This is a genomic window from Pseudomonas sp. FP2196 (genome assembly GCF_030687715.1).
In the GTDB taxonomy this organism is placed as follows: domain Bacteria; phylum Pseudomonadota; class Gammaproteobacteria; order Pseudomonadales; family Pseudomonadaceae; genus Aquipseudomonas.
In genome coordinates this window covers 5,660,000-5,677,144 of record NZ_CP117445.1, presented here as the reverse complement: position 1 = coordinate 5,677,144, position 17,145 = coordinate 5,660,000, and the positions used below count along the sequence as shown (strand labels likewise).

At 59.9% G+C, this 17,145-nt stretch carries 13 protein-coding genes; 2 read left to right on the top strand and 11 right to left on the bottom strand.

What is annotated here, in order from left to right:
• Positions 1 to 64: 64 nt before the first annotated feature.
• The 5 genes from PSH79_RS25495 to PSH79_RS25475 all read right to left on the bottom strand — a co-directional run bounded on the left by PSH79_RS25495 (position 65) and on the right by PSH79_RS25475 (position 7,032).
• Positions 65 to 2,491 (bottom strand): TonB-dependent siderophore receptor, encoded by a 2,427-nt coding sequence (locus PSH79_RS25495; protein WP_305440186.1) that lies wholly within the window; start codon positions 2,489 to 2,491, stop codon positions 65 to 67.
• 208 nt (positions 2,492 to 2,699) lie between these two features.
• Complete coding sequence (locus PSH79_RS25490) at positions 2,700 to 3,674, bottom strand: FecR domain-containing protein (protein WP_305440185.1); 975 nt, start codon at positions 3,672 to 3,674, stop codon at positions 2,700 to 2,702.
• Positions 3,671 to 4,147 carry an RNA polymerase sigma factor gene (locus PSH79_RS25485; protein ID WP_222944273.1) on the bottom strand — a complete coding sequence of 159 codons (477 nt, stop codon included), beginning with the start codon at positions 4,145 to 4,147 and terminating at the stop codon, positions 3,671 to 3,673. Before PSH79_RS25485 ends, PSH79_RS25490 begins: the two co-directional genes overlap by 4 nt.
• A 240-nt stretch (positions 4,148 to 4,387) precedes the next feature.
• A complete protein-coding gene (locus PSH79_RS25480; RefSeq protein WP_305440184.1) occupies positions 4,388 to 5,095 on the bottom strand; it encodes a PolC-type DNA polymerase III in 708 nt (235 codons plus the stop codon).
• Positions 5,092 to 7,032 carry a putative nucleotidyltransferase substrate binding domain-containing protein gene (locus tag PSH79_RS25475; RefSeq protein WP_305440182.1) on the bottom strand — a complete coding sequence of 647 codons (1,941 nt, stop codon included), beginning with the start codon at positions 7,030 to 7,032 and terminating at the stop codon, positions 5,092 to 5,094. Before PSH79_RS25475 ends, PSH79_RS25480 begins: the two co-directional genes overlap by 4 nt.
• A 253-nt stretch (positions 7,033 to 7,285) precedes the next feature.
• On the opposite strand from PSH79_RS25475, the gene PSH79_RS25470 reads away from it, so the two are divergent.
• Positions 7,286 to 7,732 (top strand): response regulator, encoded by a 447-nt coding sequence (locus tag PSH79_RS25470; protein ID WP_305440181.1) that lies wholly within the window; start codon positions 7,286 to 7,288, stop codon positions 7,730 to 7,732.
• 164 nt (positions 7,733 to 7,896) lie between these two features.
• On the opposite strand, the gene PSH79_RS25465 is transcribed toward PSH79_RS25470, so the two are convergent.
• On the bottom strand, positions 7,897 to 10,074 hold the full coding sequence (locus PSH79_RS25465) for a malate synthase G (protein WP_305440179.1): 2,178 nt from the start codon (positions 10,072 to 10,074) through the stop codon (positions 7,897 to 7,899).
• Positions 10,075 to 10,527: 453 nt separating this feature from the next.
• Between PSH79_RS25465 and PSH79_RS25460 the strand changes: the two genes are divergently transcribed.
• Entirely contained in the window at positions 10,528 to 11,046 is a 519-nt protein-coding gene (locus tag PSH79_RS25460) for a glycine cleavage system protein R (RefSeq protein WP_095122549.1), read from the top strand.
• Between the two features lie 222 nt (positions 11,047 to 11,268).
• On the opposite strand, the gene rarD is transcribed toward PSH79_RS25460, so the two are convergent.
• The 5 genes from rarD to PSH79_RS25435 all read right to left on the bottom strand — a co-directional run bounded on the left by rarD (position 11,269) and on the right by PSH79_RS25435 (position 17,139).
• Positions 11,269 to 12,156 (bottom strand): EamA family transporter RarD, encoded by an 888-nt coding sequence (gene rarD / locus PSH79_RS25455; protein WP_305440177.1) that lies wholly within the window; start codon positions 12,154 to 12,156, stop codon positions 11,269 to 11,271.
• Positions 12,157 to 12,325: 169 nt separating this feature from the next.
• Positions 12,326 to 13,300 (bottom strand): serine/threonine protein kinase, encoded by a 975-nt coding sequence (locus tag PSH79_RS25450; RefSeq protein WP_305440176.1) that lies wholly within the window; start codon positions 13,298 to 13,300, stop codon positions 12,326 to 12,328.
• A gap of 167 nt (positions 13,301 to 13,467) precedes the next feature.
• A complete protein-coding gene (locus PSH79_RS25445) occupies positions 13,468 to 15,369 on the bottom strand; it encodes a PhoX family phosphatase (RefSeq protein ID WP_305440175.1) in 1,902 nt (633 codons plus the stop codon).
• Positions 15,370 to 15,439: 70 nt separating this feature from the next.
• Positions 15,440 to 16,204 carry a TOBE domain-containing protein gene (locus PSH79_RS25440; RefSeq protein ID WP_305440173.1) on the bottom strand — a complete coding sequence of 255 codons (765 nt, stop codon included), beginning with the start codon at positions 16,202 to 16,204 and terminating at the stop codon, positions 15,440 to 15,442.
• A gap of 200 nt (positions 16,205 to 16,404) precedes the next feature.
• Positions 16,405 to 17,139, bottom strand: coding sequence for a ComF family protein (locus PSH79_RS25435; RefSeq protein ID WP_305440172.1), 735 nt, complete (start codon positions 17,137 to 17,139; stop codon positions 16,405 to 16,407).
• Positions 17,140 to 17,145 lie beyond the last annotated feature (6 nt).

Below are 17,145 nucleotides of genomic sequence, written 5' to 3'. Positions count from 1 at the left end.
TCAAAAACACCAAAGCCGTCCACGAGGGACGGCCGGCTGACATGACCTGTTTCAGCTCAATCGCTTACCACTTGTAAGTGGCACTGGCGACGACACTGCGCGTGTCGCCGTAGTAGCAGTAGAAGCTGTCACAAGTGGAAATGTATTCCTTGTCGAACAGGTTGGTCGCATTGAGTGCCAGCGACGCGCCCTTGAGGCTGTTGTCCAGACGGCCGAGGTCGTAATGCACGCTCGCGTCGAACACGGTGTAGGCGTCCGCCTTGCCCAGCCAGGTGTTGGCCTTGTCGCCGTAAGTGTTGCCGGTGTAACGCACGCCGGCACCGATGCCGAAGCCGTCGAGTACGCCGGTGTGCCAGGTGTAATCGGTCCACAACGACGCTTGCTGGTTGGGCATCAGTTGCAGGCGATTGCCCTTGTCGGTGCCGTTCTGCACTTCGGATTTGGCCAGGGTGTAGGCGGCGATGACTTTCAGGTTGTCGGTAACGTCCGAAACCGCTTCCAGCTCCAGGCCTTTGACTTTCACTTCGCCGGTCTGGCTGGTGATCGACACGCCGTCAACGAAGGTGTTGACCGAGACGTTTTTCTGGGTGAGGTCATACACGGCGGCGCTCAACAAAGTCTTGCTGCCCGGCGGCGTGTACTTGATGCCCAGCTCCCATTGCTTGCCTTCGGTTGGCTTGAGCGAACCGGTGGAGGTGGCGTCGGCACCGGTGGTCGGCTGGAAGGATTCGGCGTACGACAGGTACGGCACGAAGCCCGAGTCGAACACATAGCTGAGTGCCGCGTTGCCGCTGAATTTCTTGTCGCGCTGGGTGTTGGTGGCATCAGCCTTGTTGATGAATCGGGTGCTGGTGTGCACCCAGTCTTCACGACCGCCCAAGGTCAGGCGCCACTGGTCGAGGGCCATTTGGTCCTGCACGTACAGGCCGGTCTGGTAGGTCTTCTGGTTGTAGTCGTAAAACGCAGTGGAGCGCGCCGGACGCACGATCGGCTGACCGTAGATCGGGTTGATCACGTTGGTTTGCAGGCCATCACCAAAAATCGAGGTGTAGTTGGTGTTGCTGCGCTGGTGATCCAGACCCAGCAGTAACGTGTGGCGGATATCGCCAGTGGCGAAGTCGGCCTGGAAGTTGTTGTCCACGGCGAACTGGCTGATGTCTTCGTCGACGCTGGTGCTGGTGCGGCCGACGTTGCCCTGATCATCCACTTCGGTGTACGGATACGAGCCGGGCGTCAGGCTCTGGAACGACAGATCCGACTTGGTGTAACGCAGGTTCTGCTTGAACTGCCAAGTGTCGTTCAAGCGATGTTCGAACGCGTAGCCCAGCGCGTAGTAAGTGCGGTCGTAGTATTCCCAGTCCGGATCACCGAGATTCTTGTGATGGGAAATATCACCCAGCGGCGATTTGATCTTGGTGCCCTGAATCGGCAGAAACTGGCTGGTGATGCCGGTATCGTCGCGGGTGAACTGGCTCAGCAGGGTGAACTTGGTATCTTCGTCGATGTTCCAGGTCAGGCTCGGCGCGATGTTGTAGCGCTTGTTGTCGACGTGATCGACCTGCGTACCGCTGTCGCGCACAACGCCGCTGATGCCATAGAGAAACTGTCCGGCCTCGTCGATTTTGCCAGTGCTGGCGAAGTTGATCTGGCGGTGATTGTCGCTGCCGTATTGCAGCTGGATTTCGCTGCTGGCGATGTCACTTGGACGGCGGCTGACCATGTCGAGCAGGCCGCCCGGAGGAGTCTGGCCGTACACCGACGAGGCCGGGCCACGGAGCAGGGCGAGGCGGTCGAGGTTCCAGGTTTCCTGTTTCGGGTTGGCGTACACGCCTTTGGGCAGCGGCAGGCCGTCGAGGAACTGGGTCGGTTCGAAGCCGCGCACTCGCAGCCAGTCGGCGCGGGTGTCGCTGCCGTAGCTACTGGCGGTGATGCCTGGCATATAGCGCACGGCGTCATCGAGGCTGTGCACACTGCGGTCTTCCATTTGCTGGCGGGTGGCGACGGAGATTGAGCGCGGTGCTTCGACCAGCGCGGTGTCGGTCTTGGTGCCGGCCGCGGTGCGGGTGGCGGTGTAGCCTTCGACAGGGCTCCAGGCCGTTTCCAGATTTTCCACACCGATCACCGATGTCTCCGGCAGCGCCATCACACCCTCAGGCACAGCGACCAAGGTGTAAGTGCCGGTGCTGCTTTGTTCCAGTTGCAGACCCGTGCCTTGCAATGCTGCACGCAAAGCGCCAGTGGCGTCGTACTGGCCGTTCACCGGGGACGAGGTCTTGCCTGACGCCAGCGACGGATTCAGCGACAGCGCGAGGCCTCCCTGGCTGGCGATCTGGTTCAACGTGGTCGACAGAGGCGCGGCCGGCAGGTTGTAGGCTCGCACGCTGGACGCTTGTTCAGCGGCGAGCAGCGGGCTACTGATCAGCGGGGCGCCCAGAGCGATGGCGACAGCCAGCAGACTGGGGCGCAACAAGGTGTCTAGCGAACGGGACATACGGCGGCTCCTGAATGGAAACATTTCTCAATTGCCTGTGTGCCGGACGAGATCGGAAAAGTGATAGGGCTGGATGAAAATAATTTCGATTAACTGAAAATCGAGTTGTGGCAGATGACGTCTTCGCGAGCAGGCTCGCTCCCACAGGGGTAACGCATCCCAATGTGGGAGCGAGCCTGCTCGCGAAAGCTAAAGCTCAGGCACCACATTAATCAGGTTTGGTATCAGCCTTCGCCACGGTGACCCAATACGGCGTGTGCTGCTCGATCTGCACCGGCAGGGTCGGCAGCAGGGCGCTCAAGGCCTTGTCGGTGTCATGCAGCGGGAAGCTCCCGGTAATCCGCAAGTCAGCCACTTCCGGCGCCACGCCCAGATGCCCGCGACGATAACGCCCCAGTTCCTGTACCAAGTCGCCCAAGCGCGCGTTATCGACCACCAGCATGCCGCGCGTCCAGGCATCGGCACCGGGGTTGAGCGCCACGATCGAGTCCATCCCGTCATGGCGCAGCAGTACTTGCTGGCCTTCACGCAGGATCTGTTCTTCAGGGTTCGACTGCGTATGCGCAGCGACTGCCGACTGCAACACGCTAAGGCGTGTACCTTGTTCTTCGCACTTGACCAGAAAGCGCGTGCCCAATGCGCGCATGCTGCCTTCGCGGGTTTCGACGATGAATGGCCGCGCGTCACCGTGGCCGGTCTCGACGAGGATTTCGCCTTCCTGCAAAACAATCAGGCGACGCTTCTCATCGAAACGCACATCCACGGCGCTGTGAGTGTTGAGATTGAGCACGGTGCCGTCGGCCAACCGCACGGTGCGCTGTTCGCCGGTGGCGGTGCGCTGATCCGCCAGCCAGTAATCCATCGGCAGATAACGATCGCCGGCAAACAGCGCCAGACCCACCACCGCCACCACACTGGCCAATCCGCCGCCCAGCTTGCGCACTCGACGACGAATGCCTTCGCGCGATTGCAGCAAGGCGCTGCGGGCTGGCCCTTTGGCCACGCTGAAACGCTGATCGAGCATGCCCAACTGGCGCCACGCACGGGCGTGTTCTTCATGGGCCGCGTGCCATTTGGCGAATTCCTCGCGCTCCAGCGGACTGCTCGAGTCGAGGGTCAGTTGCCAGGCAATCGCCGCGTCCAGTACATGCGCCGGCACCGGTCTGGAACTGGCCGGGCTCACGTCGGCTCACCGTACAGCGCGATGTAGCACTGACGAATCCCTTGCGCCAGATACTGGCGCACGCGGGGCACGGACACGCCGAGCTTCTCGGCGATCTCGGCATGGCTGAGGCCGTCGAGGCGGTTATAAAGGAAAGCGGCGCGAGCCTTGGTCGACAGTTTGCCGAGCAGACGGTCGATGGCTTTGAGGTCTTCGAGGATCAGTTGCTGTTCTTCCACCGATGGCTGTTCGCCTTCGGGGATCAGCATCAATTCGGTGAGGTAGGCCTGTTCCAGCGCAGCGCGGCGGAAATAATCGAACAGCAGACCCTTGGCGATCGCCACCAGAAAGGCCCGGGGCTCGCGCGGCGATGGCAGTTCATCGCGACCGAGCAGGCGCACGAAAGTGTCCTGGCTCAGATCTTCGGCTCGCTGCGGACACGCCACATTGCGCCGCAGCCACGCCAACAGCCAACCGCGATGGTCGCGATACATCGCACCGACGAGCTCACTGTGAGGGCTTGGGACTGACGACACCAGACGCACCGATTGGGAAATGTTAACCAACGAGAATTGTTCGCGATTCTGGCAGAGGTGGGAATGGTTAGCAATTGGCCACTGGTCGGGTGGGAAGGATGTCTACCCCCTATAGGGGCTGCCGGTGGCGATCTTTTGATCTTGCTGTTTATACAATCAAAAGATCGCAGCCTCCGGCAGCGCCTACAGGGGAGGGGATTAGAAGGAGTGGCTTTGTTGCCTGCGCTTCCACTGACTCAACCGCTGCTGCAAATTCAACGGACTAAGAATCTGCTGTCCCCGCGCCCGACTGAACAGAATCAACGCCAACTCGGCCGTGGCCAGCGCATCGGCACTCGCGTTATGCCGCTCGAACACCTCAAGCTTGAACCAGTCGATCCACTCATCCAGCCCGGCCTCGCGAATGTTTGCCTGCGGGCACACCAGCGGCGCGATATCCGCGACATCCAGAAACACCTGCTGCAACTTGTGCCCCAGATGCTCCTTCAACGCCCGCCCAAGCATGTGCTGATCGAACGGCGCATGAAACGCCAACACCGGGCTGTCACCGACAAACTCCATGAATTCCACCAACGCTTCGGCCGGGTCGCTGCCAGCGGCAATCGCATTCGGCCCCAAGCCATGAATCAACACGCTGGGGCTGAGCTTCAACTCACGACATTGCAGCGTGCGTTCGAACTGCTGGCTGAAATCAATTGCACCGTCCTCAATGACCACCGCGCCAATCGACAGCACTCGATCCTTGTTCATGTTCAGGCCGGTGGTTTCCAGATCCAGTACTACCCAGCGCTGCTCGCGCAGGCTGCAACCGCTCAACTCACTGATCGCCGGCAGTTTCTTCAACCGCTGTTGTAGATCCGCCGGTACAACGGGACTGGCCGGGCGCAGCCACGAGAACAGGCTCATAGCTGATACCGCAAAGTCAGGCTGCTTTGCAGGCGCTGAGCCTGGCGCAGGGATTCACGCAGGATACGTCGATCCAGATGATTGAGGCTGTCGGGATCGACCCGATTGGAATACGGCAGATTTTCCCGGGTCTGGAGCTGATGCTGCTGCATGCGCGTTTGCTGGATGAAGTGATAAGCCTCTTCATAAGCCGCGCCATCCAGCCGCTCGATGACTTCTTTTTCCACCAGTTGGCGGAAGCGTTCGAGGGTGTTATTGGCGTCGATGCCGTTGGCCAGTGCGAGCAGGCGCGCGCCATCCACGAACGGCGTCAGCCCCTGGACTTTCAGATCCAGTGTGGCTTTTTCACCGTTCTTGCGCGCCAGCACAAACTCGCGGAAACGCCCGACCGGCGGGCGATTGCGCAGGGCGTTGTCGGCCATCATGCGTTGGAACAAACGGTTGTCGCCGACCTGATCGAGAATCCCCCGGCGCAATTGCGCGCAGCCCTGCTCATCACCCCAGACCACCCGCAGATCGAAATAGATGCTCGACCCCAAAAGGTTCTCCGGCGTCGCCTCGCGAATGAACGCCGCAAAGCGCCGCGCCCATTCCGCCCGGGACAAACACAGCTCCGGGTTGCCGGCCATGATGTTGCCCTTGCACAAGGTGAAGCCGCATAGCGCCAGGCTCTGATTGATCTGTTGGGCAATCGGCAGCAACTTGCCGCGAATCTCCGCCGCGTGCGCGGCATCGCGGGCGTCAAACAGAATGCCGTTGTCCTGATCGGTGTGCAGCGTCTGCTCGCGCCGACCTTCGCTGCCGAAGACCAGCCAACTGAACGGCACACCGGGGTCGCCTCTTTCGGCAAGGGTCAGCTCGATCACCCGGCACACGGTGTGGTCGTTGAGCAGGGTAATGATGTGGGTGATCTGCGTCGAAGACGCGCCGTGGGCGAGCATGCGTTCGACCAGTTGGCCGATCTCGCCGCGCAGGGTTACCAGTTGTTCGACGCGTTGGGCGCTGCGGATCGTGCGGGCCAGATGCACCAGATCAACGCGCTGCAAGGAAAACAGATCTCGTTCGGAAACCACACCGCACAAGCGCTGATCCTTGACCAGACAAACGTGGGCGATGTGCCGTTCGGTCATGGCGATCGCCGCGTCGAAGGCGCTGTGATCCGGCGAAAGGTAGAAGGGCGCACGGGTCATGTGGCGTTCAATGGCTTCGCTGAAATCGTCCACCCCTTCGGCCACCACATGGCGCAGATCGCGCAGGGTGAAAATCCCCAGCGGCGCCTTGTGTTCATCCACCGCGACGATGCTGCCGACCTGCTGCTCGTGCATCAACTTCACCGCTTCACGCAGCGGCGTTTCAGGGCTGCACGTCACCGGATGCCGCATGGCCAACTCGCCGAGGCGGGTGTTCAGTGAATACTGGGTGCCGAGGGTTTCCACGGCTTTTTGCTGGACTTGCTGGTTGACCTGATCGAGCAGGCTGCTGACCCCGCGCAAAGCGAAATCGCGAAAGGCGTTGGAGAGGGCGAACAGTTTGATAAATGCCAGTTTGTTCAGTTGCAGACAGAAGGTGTCTTCGCCGGCCAGGTGCTCGGTTCGGGTCGCCCGCTCACCCAGCAACGCGGCGAGGGGGAAGCATTCGCCGGTGGTGATTTCAAACGTGGTTTCGGTGCCACCCTTGGCCGTGTGCGGTCGCTCGCCGACGACGCGGCCCTGTTTGACGATATAAAAATGTTCAACCGGGCCATCGGCGGGTTTGATGATGCTTTCGCCCTGGCCGTAGAAGCGCAGCTGACATTGCTCCACCAGATAGGCGAGGTGGGCGTGTTCCATCTGATTGAAGGGCGGGAAGCGCTGGAGGAATTGCAGAGTGCCCTGAATGTTCTGCAACACCGCGGTTTTCCCTGCCTGGGTGAAGGCGTCCGCTTTACTCATAAACATTACCGCAGTCGTTTTCGAATTGTTGTTGTCGGATCGTTGCAGCCATGGTCGACCCCTGTGGCCGGGGTGCCCATTGGACGTAAGTCTAGGTTTGCCATGCCGTTGAGCACATTTGGGAAGAACCCTACAAAAACAGTCGGAAATTCGACCGCTCAGCTATTGGAAAAAAATCCGACGAAGTGCACATTGAAGCTCTGCCTGGCGATGTCTGACGACTGTGCCAGGTGATTGATTTGAAAACGTAGAGAACGCCATGTCCGACCACGATATTTTGAGCGACGCCGAGCGCGAAGCACTCAGCGCTGTGATGCTCGAACCTGATCTGCCCCCGCAGCGCGTCCTGATCGTCGATGACGACAAGGACGCCCGGGAGCTGCTCTCGGAGATTCTGGCGCTCGACGGCATTCGCTGCATGACCGCAGCCAGCGGTGAAACCGCACTGAAGATGTTGGCCGAGAAACCCTCGATAGGGCTGGTGATCACTGATCTGCGCATGGGCAATGTCGATGGCCTGGATCTGATTCGTCAGGTGCGTGAATCGGTAAGGGCGGCGCTGCCGATCATCATCGTTTCCGGCGATGCTGATGTGAAGGACGCCATTGCGGCGATGCATTTGAGCGTGGTGGACTTTCTGCTCAAGCCGATTGATACGGGCAAGTTGTTGGCGTTGGTGAAACATGAGTTGGGCATAGAGCCATAACCCCTGTAGGAGCTGCCGAAGGCTGCGATCTTTTGATCTTTAAAAAAACAGGATCAAAAGATCGCAGCCTCGTTTCACTCGACAGCTCCTACAGGTACATGTCCAAAAAAAAGCCCTGATCCGAAAAGGATCAGGGCTTTTTCATGTCCGGCATCTACGCAAATTTACAGGCCGTTGGCAGCCTTGAACTCGCGACGACGACGGTGCAATACCGGCTCGGTATAACCGTTCGGCTGCTTGGTGCCTTCGATCACCAGTTCGACCGCCGCCTGGAAGGCGATGTTGCTGTCGAAGTCCGGGGCCAGCGGACGGTACAGCGGATCATTGGCGTTCTGACGATCCACCACCGGCGCCATGCGCTTGAGGCTTTCCATCACTTGCGCTTCGGTGACGATACCGTGGCGCAGCCAGTTGGCGATGTGCTGGCTGGAGATACGCAGCGTGGCACGGTCTTCCATCAGGCCGACGTCATTGATGTCCGGCACTTTCGAGCAACCGACGCCCTGGTCGATCCAGCGCACCACGTAACCGAGAATGCCCTGGGCGTTGTTGTCCAGTTCGTTCTTGATCTGCTCCGGCGTCCAGTTCGGATTGACTGCCAGCGGGATGTTCAGGATGTCGTCCACCGAAGCGCGGGCACGTGTGGCCAGTTCGGCCTGACGGGCGAACACGTCGACCTTGTGGTAGTGCAGCGCGTGCAGCGCGGCGGCGGTCGGCGATGGCACCCAGGCGGTGTTGGCACCGGCCAGTGGGTGAGCGATTTTCTGTTCGAGCATCGCCGCCATCAGATCGGGCATGGCCCACATGCCTTTACCGATTTGCGCACGACCTTGCAGGCCGGTGCTCAAACCGATATCGACGTTCCAGTTCTCGTAGGCGCCGATCCACTTCTCGGCCTTCATGTCAGCCTTGCGCACCATCGGGCCGGCTTCCATGGAGGTGTGGATTTCGTCGCCGGTGCGGTCGAGGAAACCGGTGTTGATGAACACCACTCGCTCGCTGGCGGCCTTGATGCAGGCCTTGAGGTTGACCGTGGTGCGGCGCTCCTCGTCCATGATCCCGACTTTCAGCGTATTGCGCTTCAGGCCCAGCACGTCTTCGATGCGACCGAACAACTCGTTGGTGAACGCCGCTTCTTCCGGGCCGTGCATCTTCGGTTTAACGATGTAGACCGAACCGGTACGGGTGTTCTTGCGCGACGTGTTGCCGTTGAGGTTGTGCATCGCCGCCAGGCAAGTGATCAGACCGTCGAGGATGCCTTCCGGCACTTCGTTGCCTTGGCTGTCGAGGATCGCGTCGATGGTCATCAAGTGGCCGACGTTGCGCACGAACAACAGCGAGCGACCATGCAGTGTTACTTCACCGCCATCGACTGTGGTGTAGCTGCGATCCGGGTTCATGGTGCGGGTGAAGGTCTGGCCACCCTTGGCGACTTCTTCCGAAAGATCGCCCTTCATCAGTCCGAGCCAGTTGCGGTAGATCACCACTTTGTCGTCGGCATCAACGGCGGCGACGGAGTCTTCGCAGTCCATGATGGTGGTCAGCGCCGCTTCCATCAGGACGTCTTTGACGCCGGCCGCGTCGGTCTGGCCGACCGGGGTGCTGGCGTCGATCTGGATTTCGAAATGCAGACCGTTGTGTTTCAGCAGGATCGCGATCGGCGCGTTGGCATCGCCCTGGAAACCGATCAGCTGAGCGTCGTCACGCAGACCGCTGTTGCTGCCGCCCTTGAGGGTGACAACCAGTTTGCCGTCAGCGATTTTGTAGCCGGTGGAGTCGACGTGGGAGCCGGCGGCCAGTGGCGCGGCTTCGTCGAGGAAAGCACGGGCGAAGGCGATGACCTTGTCGCCGCGCACCTTGTTGTAGCCTTTGCCTTTTTCCGCGCCACCTTCTTCGCTGATCGCGTCGGTGCCGTAGAGGGCGTCGTACAGCGAACCCCAGCGGGCGTTCGAAGCGTTGAGGGCAAAGCGGGCATTCATCACCGGTACAACAAGTTGTGGGCCGGCAGTACGGGCGATTTCGTCATCGACGTTTTGCGTCGTTGCCTGGAAATCGGCCGCTTCTGGCAGCAGATAACCGATCTCTTGCAGGAAGGCTTTGTAGGCCACGGCGTCGTGTGGCTGACCGGCACGGGATTGGTGCCAGCCGTCGATACGGGCCTGGAAGTCATCGCGTTTGGCGAGTAGGGCTTTGTTCTTCGGTGCCAGGTCGTGAATGACCTTGTCGGCACCTTCCCAGAATTTGTCGGCGGTGAGGCCGGTACCGGGAATGGCTTCGTTGTTCACGAAGTCGAACAGGACTTTGGCGACCTGCAGGCCACCGACTTGAACGTGTTCAGTCATTGCTTGCCTCACTCTGCTCAGCTATTTCGCTTTTCAGCTCTTCAATTTGACAATGAAGCCTCTGGCCATTTAAACCACAAACCTTCCGACCAGTACATGCCATTGCTGGCGGCTGGGCTGGGACCAATCAACGGCTTGGGGCCTTGATGACGGGGCTTTCAGGGTTGCGAACATGCCTTGGGCAGACATCGATCCAGCGTTATGTAGTGCGCACCGAGGCATACTACATGATGAGTTGCGCTTGTGAAAATCAGACTAATTACGTCGTTCTGCGACCACATGACGCATTGCGGTCACAGCGCGGAACGGGATGTTCTCAAAAAACCATTGGATTGTTCCAGTTAAATATAAAAACTTGTACACGATTTGTCGTTTCGCGCGTCTGAGGCGACTGGCTATCCCTTGCCTATACTTGCCCTTCTATAACAAAAGTCATGACAAGAGGGCTGCGCCATGGACCATCTCGTACTCACCGTCTTCGCTCCGGACAAGCCCGGGCAGGTCGAGCGCATCGCCCAATGCATCGCCGAGCATGGCGGTAACTGGCTGGAGAGCCGCATGTCGCGGATGGCCGGGCAGTTCGCCGGGATTCTCCGAGTGGGCGTACCGGCGGAGGCTTACGACGAATTAGTCGATTCCCTACAAGCGCTGTCGGCTCACGGCATCCGCGTGTTGATCGCTGAGAGTGGCATTGAGCAATCGTGCACCTGGAAGCCGATCGCCATGGAGTTGGTGGGCAATGATCGTCCGGGAATTGTGCGCGACATCACTCGGCTGCTGAGCGAGCAGGGCGTCAACCTCGAACGGCTGGTGACCGAAGTGCGCCCGGCGCCGATGAGCAGCGAGCCGTTGTTCCACGCCGAAGCGATTCTCGCGGTGCCATTGACGCTGTCACTGGATGTGCTGCAATCGCGCCTGGAAACCCTGGCCGATGATTTGATGGTGGAACTGGTGTTACGCACAGACGTTTGAGCGGTGTCAGGTTATCCAGTTTAAACGTGAGCCTGCCTGTGGATAACCTGTAGAGACTGATCGCCAGCCCACGTCGGCCGTGGCTTTGCCTAAGTTGATCAAAAAACCGCCAACATTCAGTGACTTGCGCACAAACGGCGGGGATCACGCTGTGGATAACCTTGGGAAGGAACGATGCAGGCCACGAGAACCGTGGCCTGCGGAGTTTTGTACGTTTTTTGATCAGGTGCGCCGGCGTAAACTTATCCACGCATCGACGCTGTACACGGCCAGACCGGCCCAGATAAACATGAACGCGATCAGTGTGCTCGACGACAGGTGTTCACCGAACAGCAGCACCGCTTGCAACAACACCAGCGTCGGCGCGATGTATTGCAGGAAGCCGATGGTGGTGTAGGGCAAGTGCCGGGTGGCGGCGTTGAAGCACACCAGCGGGATCAACGTCACCGGGCCGGCCGCCACCAGCCACCAGGCTTGCGACGTTGTCCAGAATTCAGGTTGAGCACTGGTCGCGGTCTGATTGAACAGCAACCACGCGACAGCTATCGGCACCAGCATCCAGGTTTCCACCACCAGCCCCGGCAGTGCCTTGACCGGTGCCTGCTTGCGGATCAAACCGTAGAAACCGAAGGTCAACGCCAGCACCAGCGACACCCACGGCAGACTGCCGACCTGCCACACCTGCTGCGCCACACCGACCGCCGCCAGCCCTACCGCGATCCACTGCATACGCCGCAGACGCTCGCCAAGAATCAGCATCCCCAGCAGCACGTTGATCAGCGGATTGATGTAGTAACCGAGGCTCGCTTCAAGCATGCGTCCGTTGTTTACCGACCATACATACGTCAGCCAGTTGGCGGCGATCAGCGTGCCGCTCAACGCCAGAATCGCCAGACGCTTGGGGTTGTCGAGCAATTCGCGCAACCAGCCCGGGTGCTTCCAGACCATCAACAGCAGCGCGCCAAAAAGCGCCGACCACAGCACCCGATGGATGATGATCTCGACCGCAGGCACTTCGGCGATGGCTTTGAAGTAGATCGGGAACAGGCCCCAGATGATGTAGGCACTCAGGCCCAGAATGTACCCGCGACGCGGGTTGGCGGCTTGCATGCAGAATCCTTGCTTAGGCAGCTAACAAAGGAAGGGATTGTAAGGAGGTTGTATAGATGTGTCGTGTCAGAAAACGAAAAGATCGCAGCCTTCGGCAGCTCCTACATTGGAATGCGTTCCCCTGTAGGAGCTGCCGAAGGCTGCAATCTTTTGATCTTTGCTTCTCGAATCAGAAGAGTTTCAGCGGCTCTTCATTGAGCGCGGACAACTGCTCACGCAACGCCAGCACCTGATCGCCCCAGTAGCGCTCGGTCCCGAACCACGGAAAGCTGTGCGGGAACGCCGGATCATCCCAGCGCCTTGCCAGCCAGGCGCTGTAGTGCATCAGGCGTAACGCGCGCAGTGGTTCGATCAGCGCCAGTTCGCGCGGATCGAAATCGTGGAATTCGTTGTAGCCGTCCATCAATTCCGACAATTGTCCCAGGCATTCCTGCCGGTCACCGGCGAGCATCATCCAGATGTCCTGCACTGCCGGGCCCATGCGGCAGTCGTCGAGGTCGACGATGTGGAACATCTCGTCGCGGCACATCATGTTGCCGGGGTGGCAGTCGCCGTGCATGCGGATGTTCTGGTGCGGTGTGGCGGCGTAGACGTCTTCCACGCGCTTGAGCAAATCACGGGCGACGGACTCGTAGGCGGGCAGCAGGCTTTTGGGGATGAAGTTGCCTTCGAGCAAAGTGGTCAGCGAGGCATGGCCGAAGTTCTGCACACCCAGCGCTTCGCGATGTTCGAAGGGCTTGGTCGCGCCGACCGCATGAATGCGCCCGAGCAACTGGCCGAGGCGATACAACTGATCAAGATTGCCCGGCTCCGGCGCGCGGCCGCCACGGCGGGGAAACAATGTGAAGCGGAAGCCAGCGTGCTCGTGCAGGGTTTCGCCGTTGTGGATCAGCGGCGCGACCACCGGGATCTCGACGTCGGCCAGTTCGAAGGTGAATTTGTGTTCTTCAAGGATGGCTTCGTTGGTCCAGCGCTGCGGACGATAGAACTTGGCGATCAGCGGTTCGGAGTCTTCGATGCCGACCTGATAGACGCGGTTTTCGTAGCTGTTGAGCGCCAGAATGCGCGCATCGCTCAGGAACCCGATGCTTTCAACGGCATCGAGTACGAGGTCTGGTGTGAGGGTTTCAAACGGGTGGGCCATGCTGACTCCTGCGCGCAGCAGGCTGCCGCGTCCGGCCCAGCATGGTAGCGCAGATGGCAGGCAGTGAGGGGGTTGGTATCTGGTCTGACGCTATCGCGAGCAGGCTCACTCCTACAAAGTCATGTGCAAAACCCTGTAGGAGTGAGCCTGCTCGCGAAAGCGGTTTATCAGGCTCCGACGATCCCACCGTCCTCACGGGTAATCGCCATCACCGAAGAGCGCGGCTTGCCATTCGGCAAATGCTCAGGGAACGTCGAACCACCGTTCTCACCCGGATGCTGAATCCCGACAAACAACGTCTTCTGATCCGGCGAGAAGCTGATCCCGGTCACTTCACAACCAATCGGCCCGACCATGAACCGGCGAATCTCCCCGGTCTTTGGATCGGCGCAGAGCATCTGGTTGTTACCCATCCCGGCGAAATCCCCGGCATTGCTCGAGTCGCCGTCAGTCAGAATCCACAAGCGCCCAGCCTTGTCGAAGCCCAGACCATCGGGGCTGTTGAACATGTTTTGCGGGGTGATATTCGACGACCCGGCCTTCGGCGTGCCGGCATGCACACCCGGGTTGCCAGCAACCACGAACAGATCCCAGGCAAATGTCTTCGAGGCGTGATCGTCGCGGTCGGTGCGCCAGCGCAGAATCTGCCCATAGACGTTCTTCTCGCGCGGGTTCGGCCCGCCCACGGGTTGGCCGTCCTCACCACGCTTGGCGTTGTTGGTCAGGGTGCAATAAACCTGACCGTCCTTCGGACTGACCACGATCCATTCCGGGCGGTCCATGCGCGTGGCGCCGACGACACTGGCAGCGAGGCGCGCGTGGATCAGCACTTCGGCCTGATCGGCAAAGCCGCTGCTGGCGTCGATGCCGTTTTTGCCGTGGGTCAGCTCGATCCACTGGCCCTGGCCTTTCGGGTGATCGGGGTTGCTGTCGCCGTTATCGAATTTCGCCACGTACAGCGTGCCGTGATCGAGGATGTCGCGGTTGGCTTTGGCGTTGCGGTGGTTGATGCGGTCGCGGCTGACGAATTTGTAGATGAACTCGCCACGCTCATCGTCGCCCATGTACACCACGGCGCGGCCGTCGTCGGTTTCGGCCAGCGCAGCGTTTTCATGTTTGAAGCGGCCCAGCGCGGTGCGTTTGACCGGGGTCGATTGCGGATCGAACGGGTCGATCTCGACCACCCAACCGTGGCGGTTGAGTTCGTTAGGGTTTTTGGCCATGTCGAAGCGCGGGTCAAACGGGTGCCAGTTGATCTCGCGGCTGGCAGCTGAGACGCCGTAGCGTTTCTGCGCCGGGTCGAACTGCTGCTGGGCGTTGCTGCTGCCGAAGCAGTCGGTGAAGTTCTCTTCACAGGTCAGATAGGTGCCCCACGGGGTTTTGCCGTTGGCGCAGTTCTGGAAGGTGCCGAGGACTTTCTTGCCGTGTTTGTCGGCGGCGGTTTTCATCAAGTCATGGCCGGCAGCCGGGCCACCGATGCGCAGCGGCGAGTTGCCGTGAATGCGGCGGTTGTAGCGCGAGCCCTGGACGAACTGCCATTGGCCGTTCCTGCGCTGCACTTCGATCACCGATACGCCTTCGCAGGCCAGCGCCTTGCGCACGTCTTCGGCCGATTGCGGCATGCCGCCGTGCGGGTAGAGGTAGCGGTAGTTGGTGTATTCGTTGTTGATGGCCATCAACGCACGGTTTCTGTCGTCCGGGAATTCAAACAGGCTCATGCCGTCGTTGTTGTCGCCGAACTGCACTTCCTGTGCCGCAGCGGTGCCATTGCCGCTTGGATCGAAGGCCGGACCGTTCTTTTGCAACGGCTGGCCCCAACTGATCAGCACCGAGGATTTGTAACCCTTGGGCAAGCTGATGACGTCGGTGGTCGCCGCCGCAATGCTCTCGAAGCCGAGCAAACGGCTGTTGCCGGCGCTGATACCGGTAGCCAGTGCGCTGCGGCTCAGCAGGTTGCCACCGAGAAACATCGCCGCGCCGCAGAGCGCGCCGGCGCTGATGAAACCGCGACGGCTGAGGCCGACCATTTTTTCCAGATCAGTGGATTGGTTTTCTTCTAATAGGCTCACATCAGGCTCCCTGCTAGGTTTTGGCAGCTACCTTAATGAGCGTCGATGACGCTTTCGTTGCAGGGGCAGATTAAAGCGGTGTGCCGATCAGTACGTTGGACGGCGAAAACTGCACCTGCACCGGTTGTTCGACAGTCAGCCCGCGAGTGCGCAAATCGATCGGTTCGGCCAGCGCGCAGAGGGTTTGGCCGTTGGGCAGGGAAATACGCACTTCGCTGGGACCGTCTTCGGCGTCGAGAATCGTTTCGATGGTGCCCTTGAGAAGATTGTGTCCGGACATTGCCGGTTGATCGCTGGCGAGCAATTCGAGCCAGCCGGCCTTGATCAGCGCCACCACTTCGGTGCCGTTTTGCAGCTCAAGATGAAGGGTGCTGTCGTGGGTGATTTGCGCGTCAAGGCACAGGCCCTCGGCCAGTTCCAGACGAATCAGGTCATTACGACCCTGGCTTTCGATCGCCACGACTTTGCCGTGCAACTGGTTGCGCGCGCTGGTGCGCAGCATCAAGCGGCCGAGCAGGTCGAGGTCACTGGCATCTTCAGCGGCTTCCAGCACCTGCGCTTGCAGGGCTTGCAGCTTTTGATAGAGGCGCAACACCCGCTCGCCTTCGCTGGACAGTCTGGCGCCGCCGCCACCCTTGCCGCCGACCGCACGTTCGACCAGCGGCTTCTGCGCGAGGTTGTTCAGCTCATCGATAGCGTCCCACGCCGCTTTGTAACTCAGACCTGCGCTTTTCGCAGCACGGGTGATCGAGCCCTGTTCGGCGATGTGTTGCAGCAGGGCAATGCGCTGCGGGCGACGGACGATGTGCTGGGACAACAGGGTGGGCAGGGACATGAATGGGCGCTTTTTTGCTGTGGCGGTGGACAGTGAAGTTGGCCGCTTGCGACGCATGAGTCAAGCCAAACACAGAACCCTGTGGGAACAACAACCTGTTCCATGTAGGAGCTGCGGCACGCTGCGATCTTTTGATTTTGATTTCAAAGATCAAGCTCAAAAGATCGCAGCCTCGTTTCACTCGACAGCTCCTACAGGCTTCAATTTCCAGGTTTTGGAGTGCGCGCCAGGCAATACACGTCGACTCTTGCAGCGCCCGCATCCTTCAGCAATCGAGCGAGAGCCTGGGCGGTCGCGCCAGTCGTCAGCACATCATCAACCAACGCCAAGTGCCGACCTTTTACGTCTGCGTCGGGCGACAGGTCGAAGGCGCTGCGCAGATTTTTCTTCCGCGCCTTGGCATCGAGCTCCTGCTGGGCGCTGGTGTCCTTGATTCTGCGCAGTACGTTTTCCTCGCACGGCAAATCCAAATGCCGGCTCAACCACCGCGCCAACATCGCCGCTTGATTGAACCCACGCTGACGCAGACGTTTGCTTGCCAGCGGCACCGGCAACAACATGTTCGGCCGCGCCAAATCTTCATCGAAGCGATATAGCAGGTATTGTCCGAGAACGTCGGCGAGCAGGTGACCAAACGGCCATTTTGCGTTGTGTTTAAAACGCGTAATCAAACTGTCCACCGGGAAGCCATAAAGCCAAGGTACGGCAACCTGTTCGAACGCCGGCGGCTCTAGGAGGCACTCGCCACACTTCAGGCCCGCTGCGGGAAGTGGCAGGGCGCAGGTCTGACAGTGGTCGCCGAGCCAAGGCAATTCGGTTTCGCAGGGGACGCAGATTGGCGTTTCTGCTTCTGCCGGCTCATCGCACAGCAAACAGGTCTGTACGTTTTTTAAACAGATGTAAACCTGTCCTTCGTATCGTGGTTGACAGCGCATGACTCT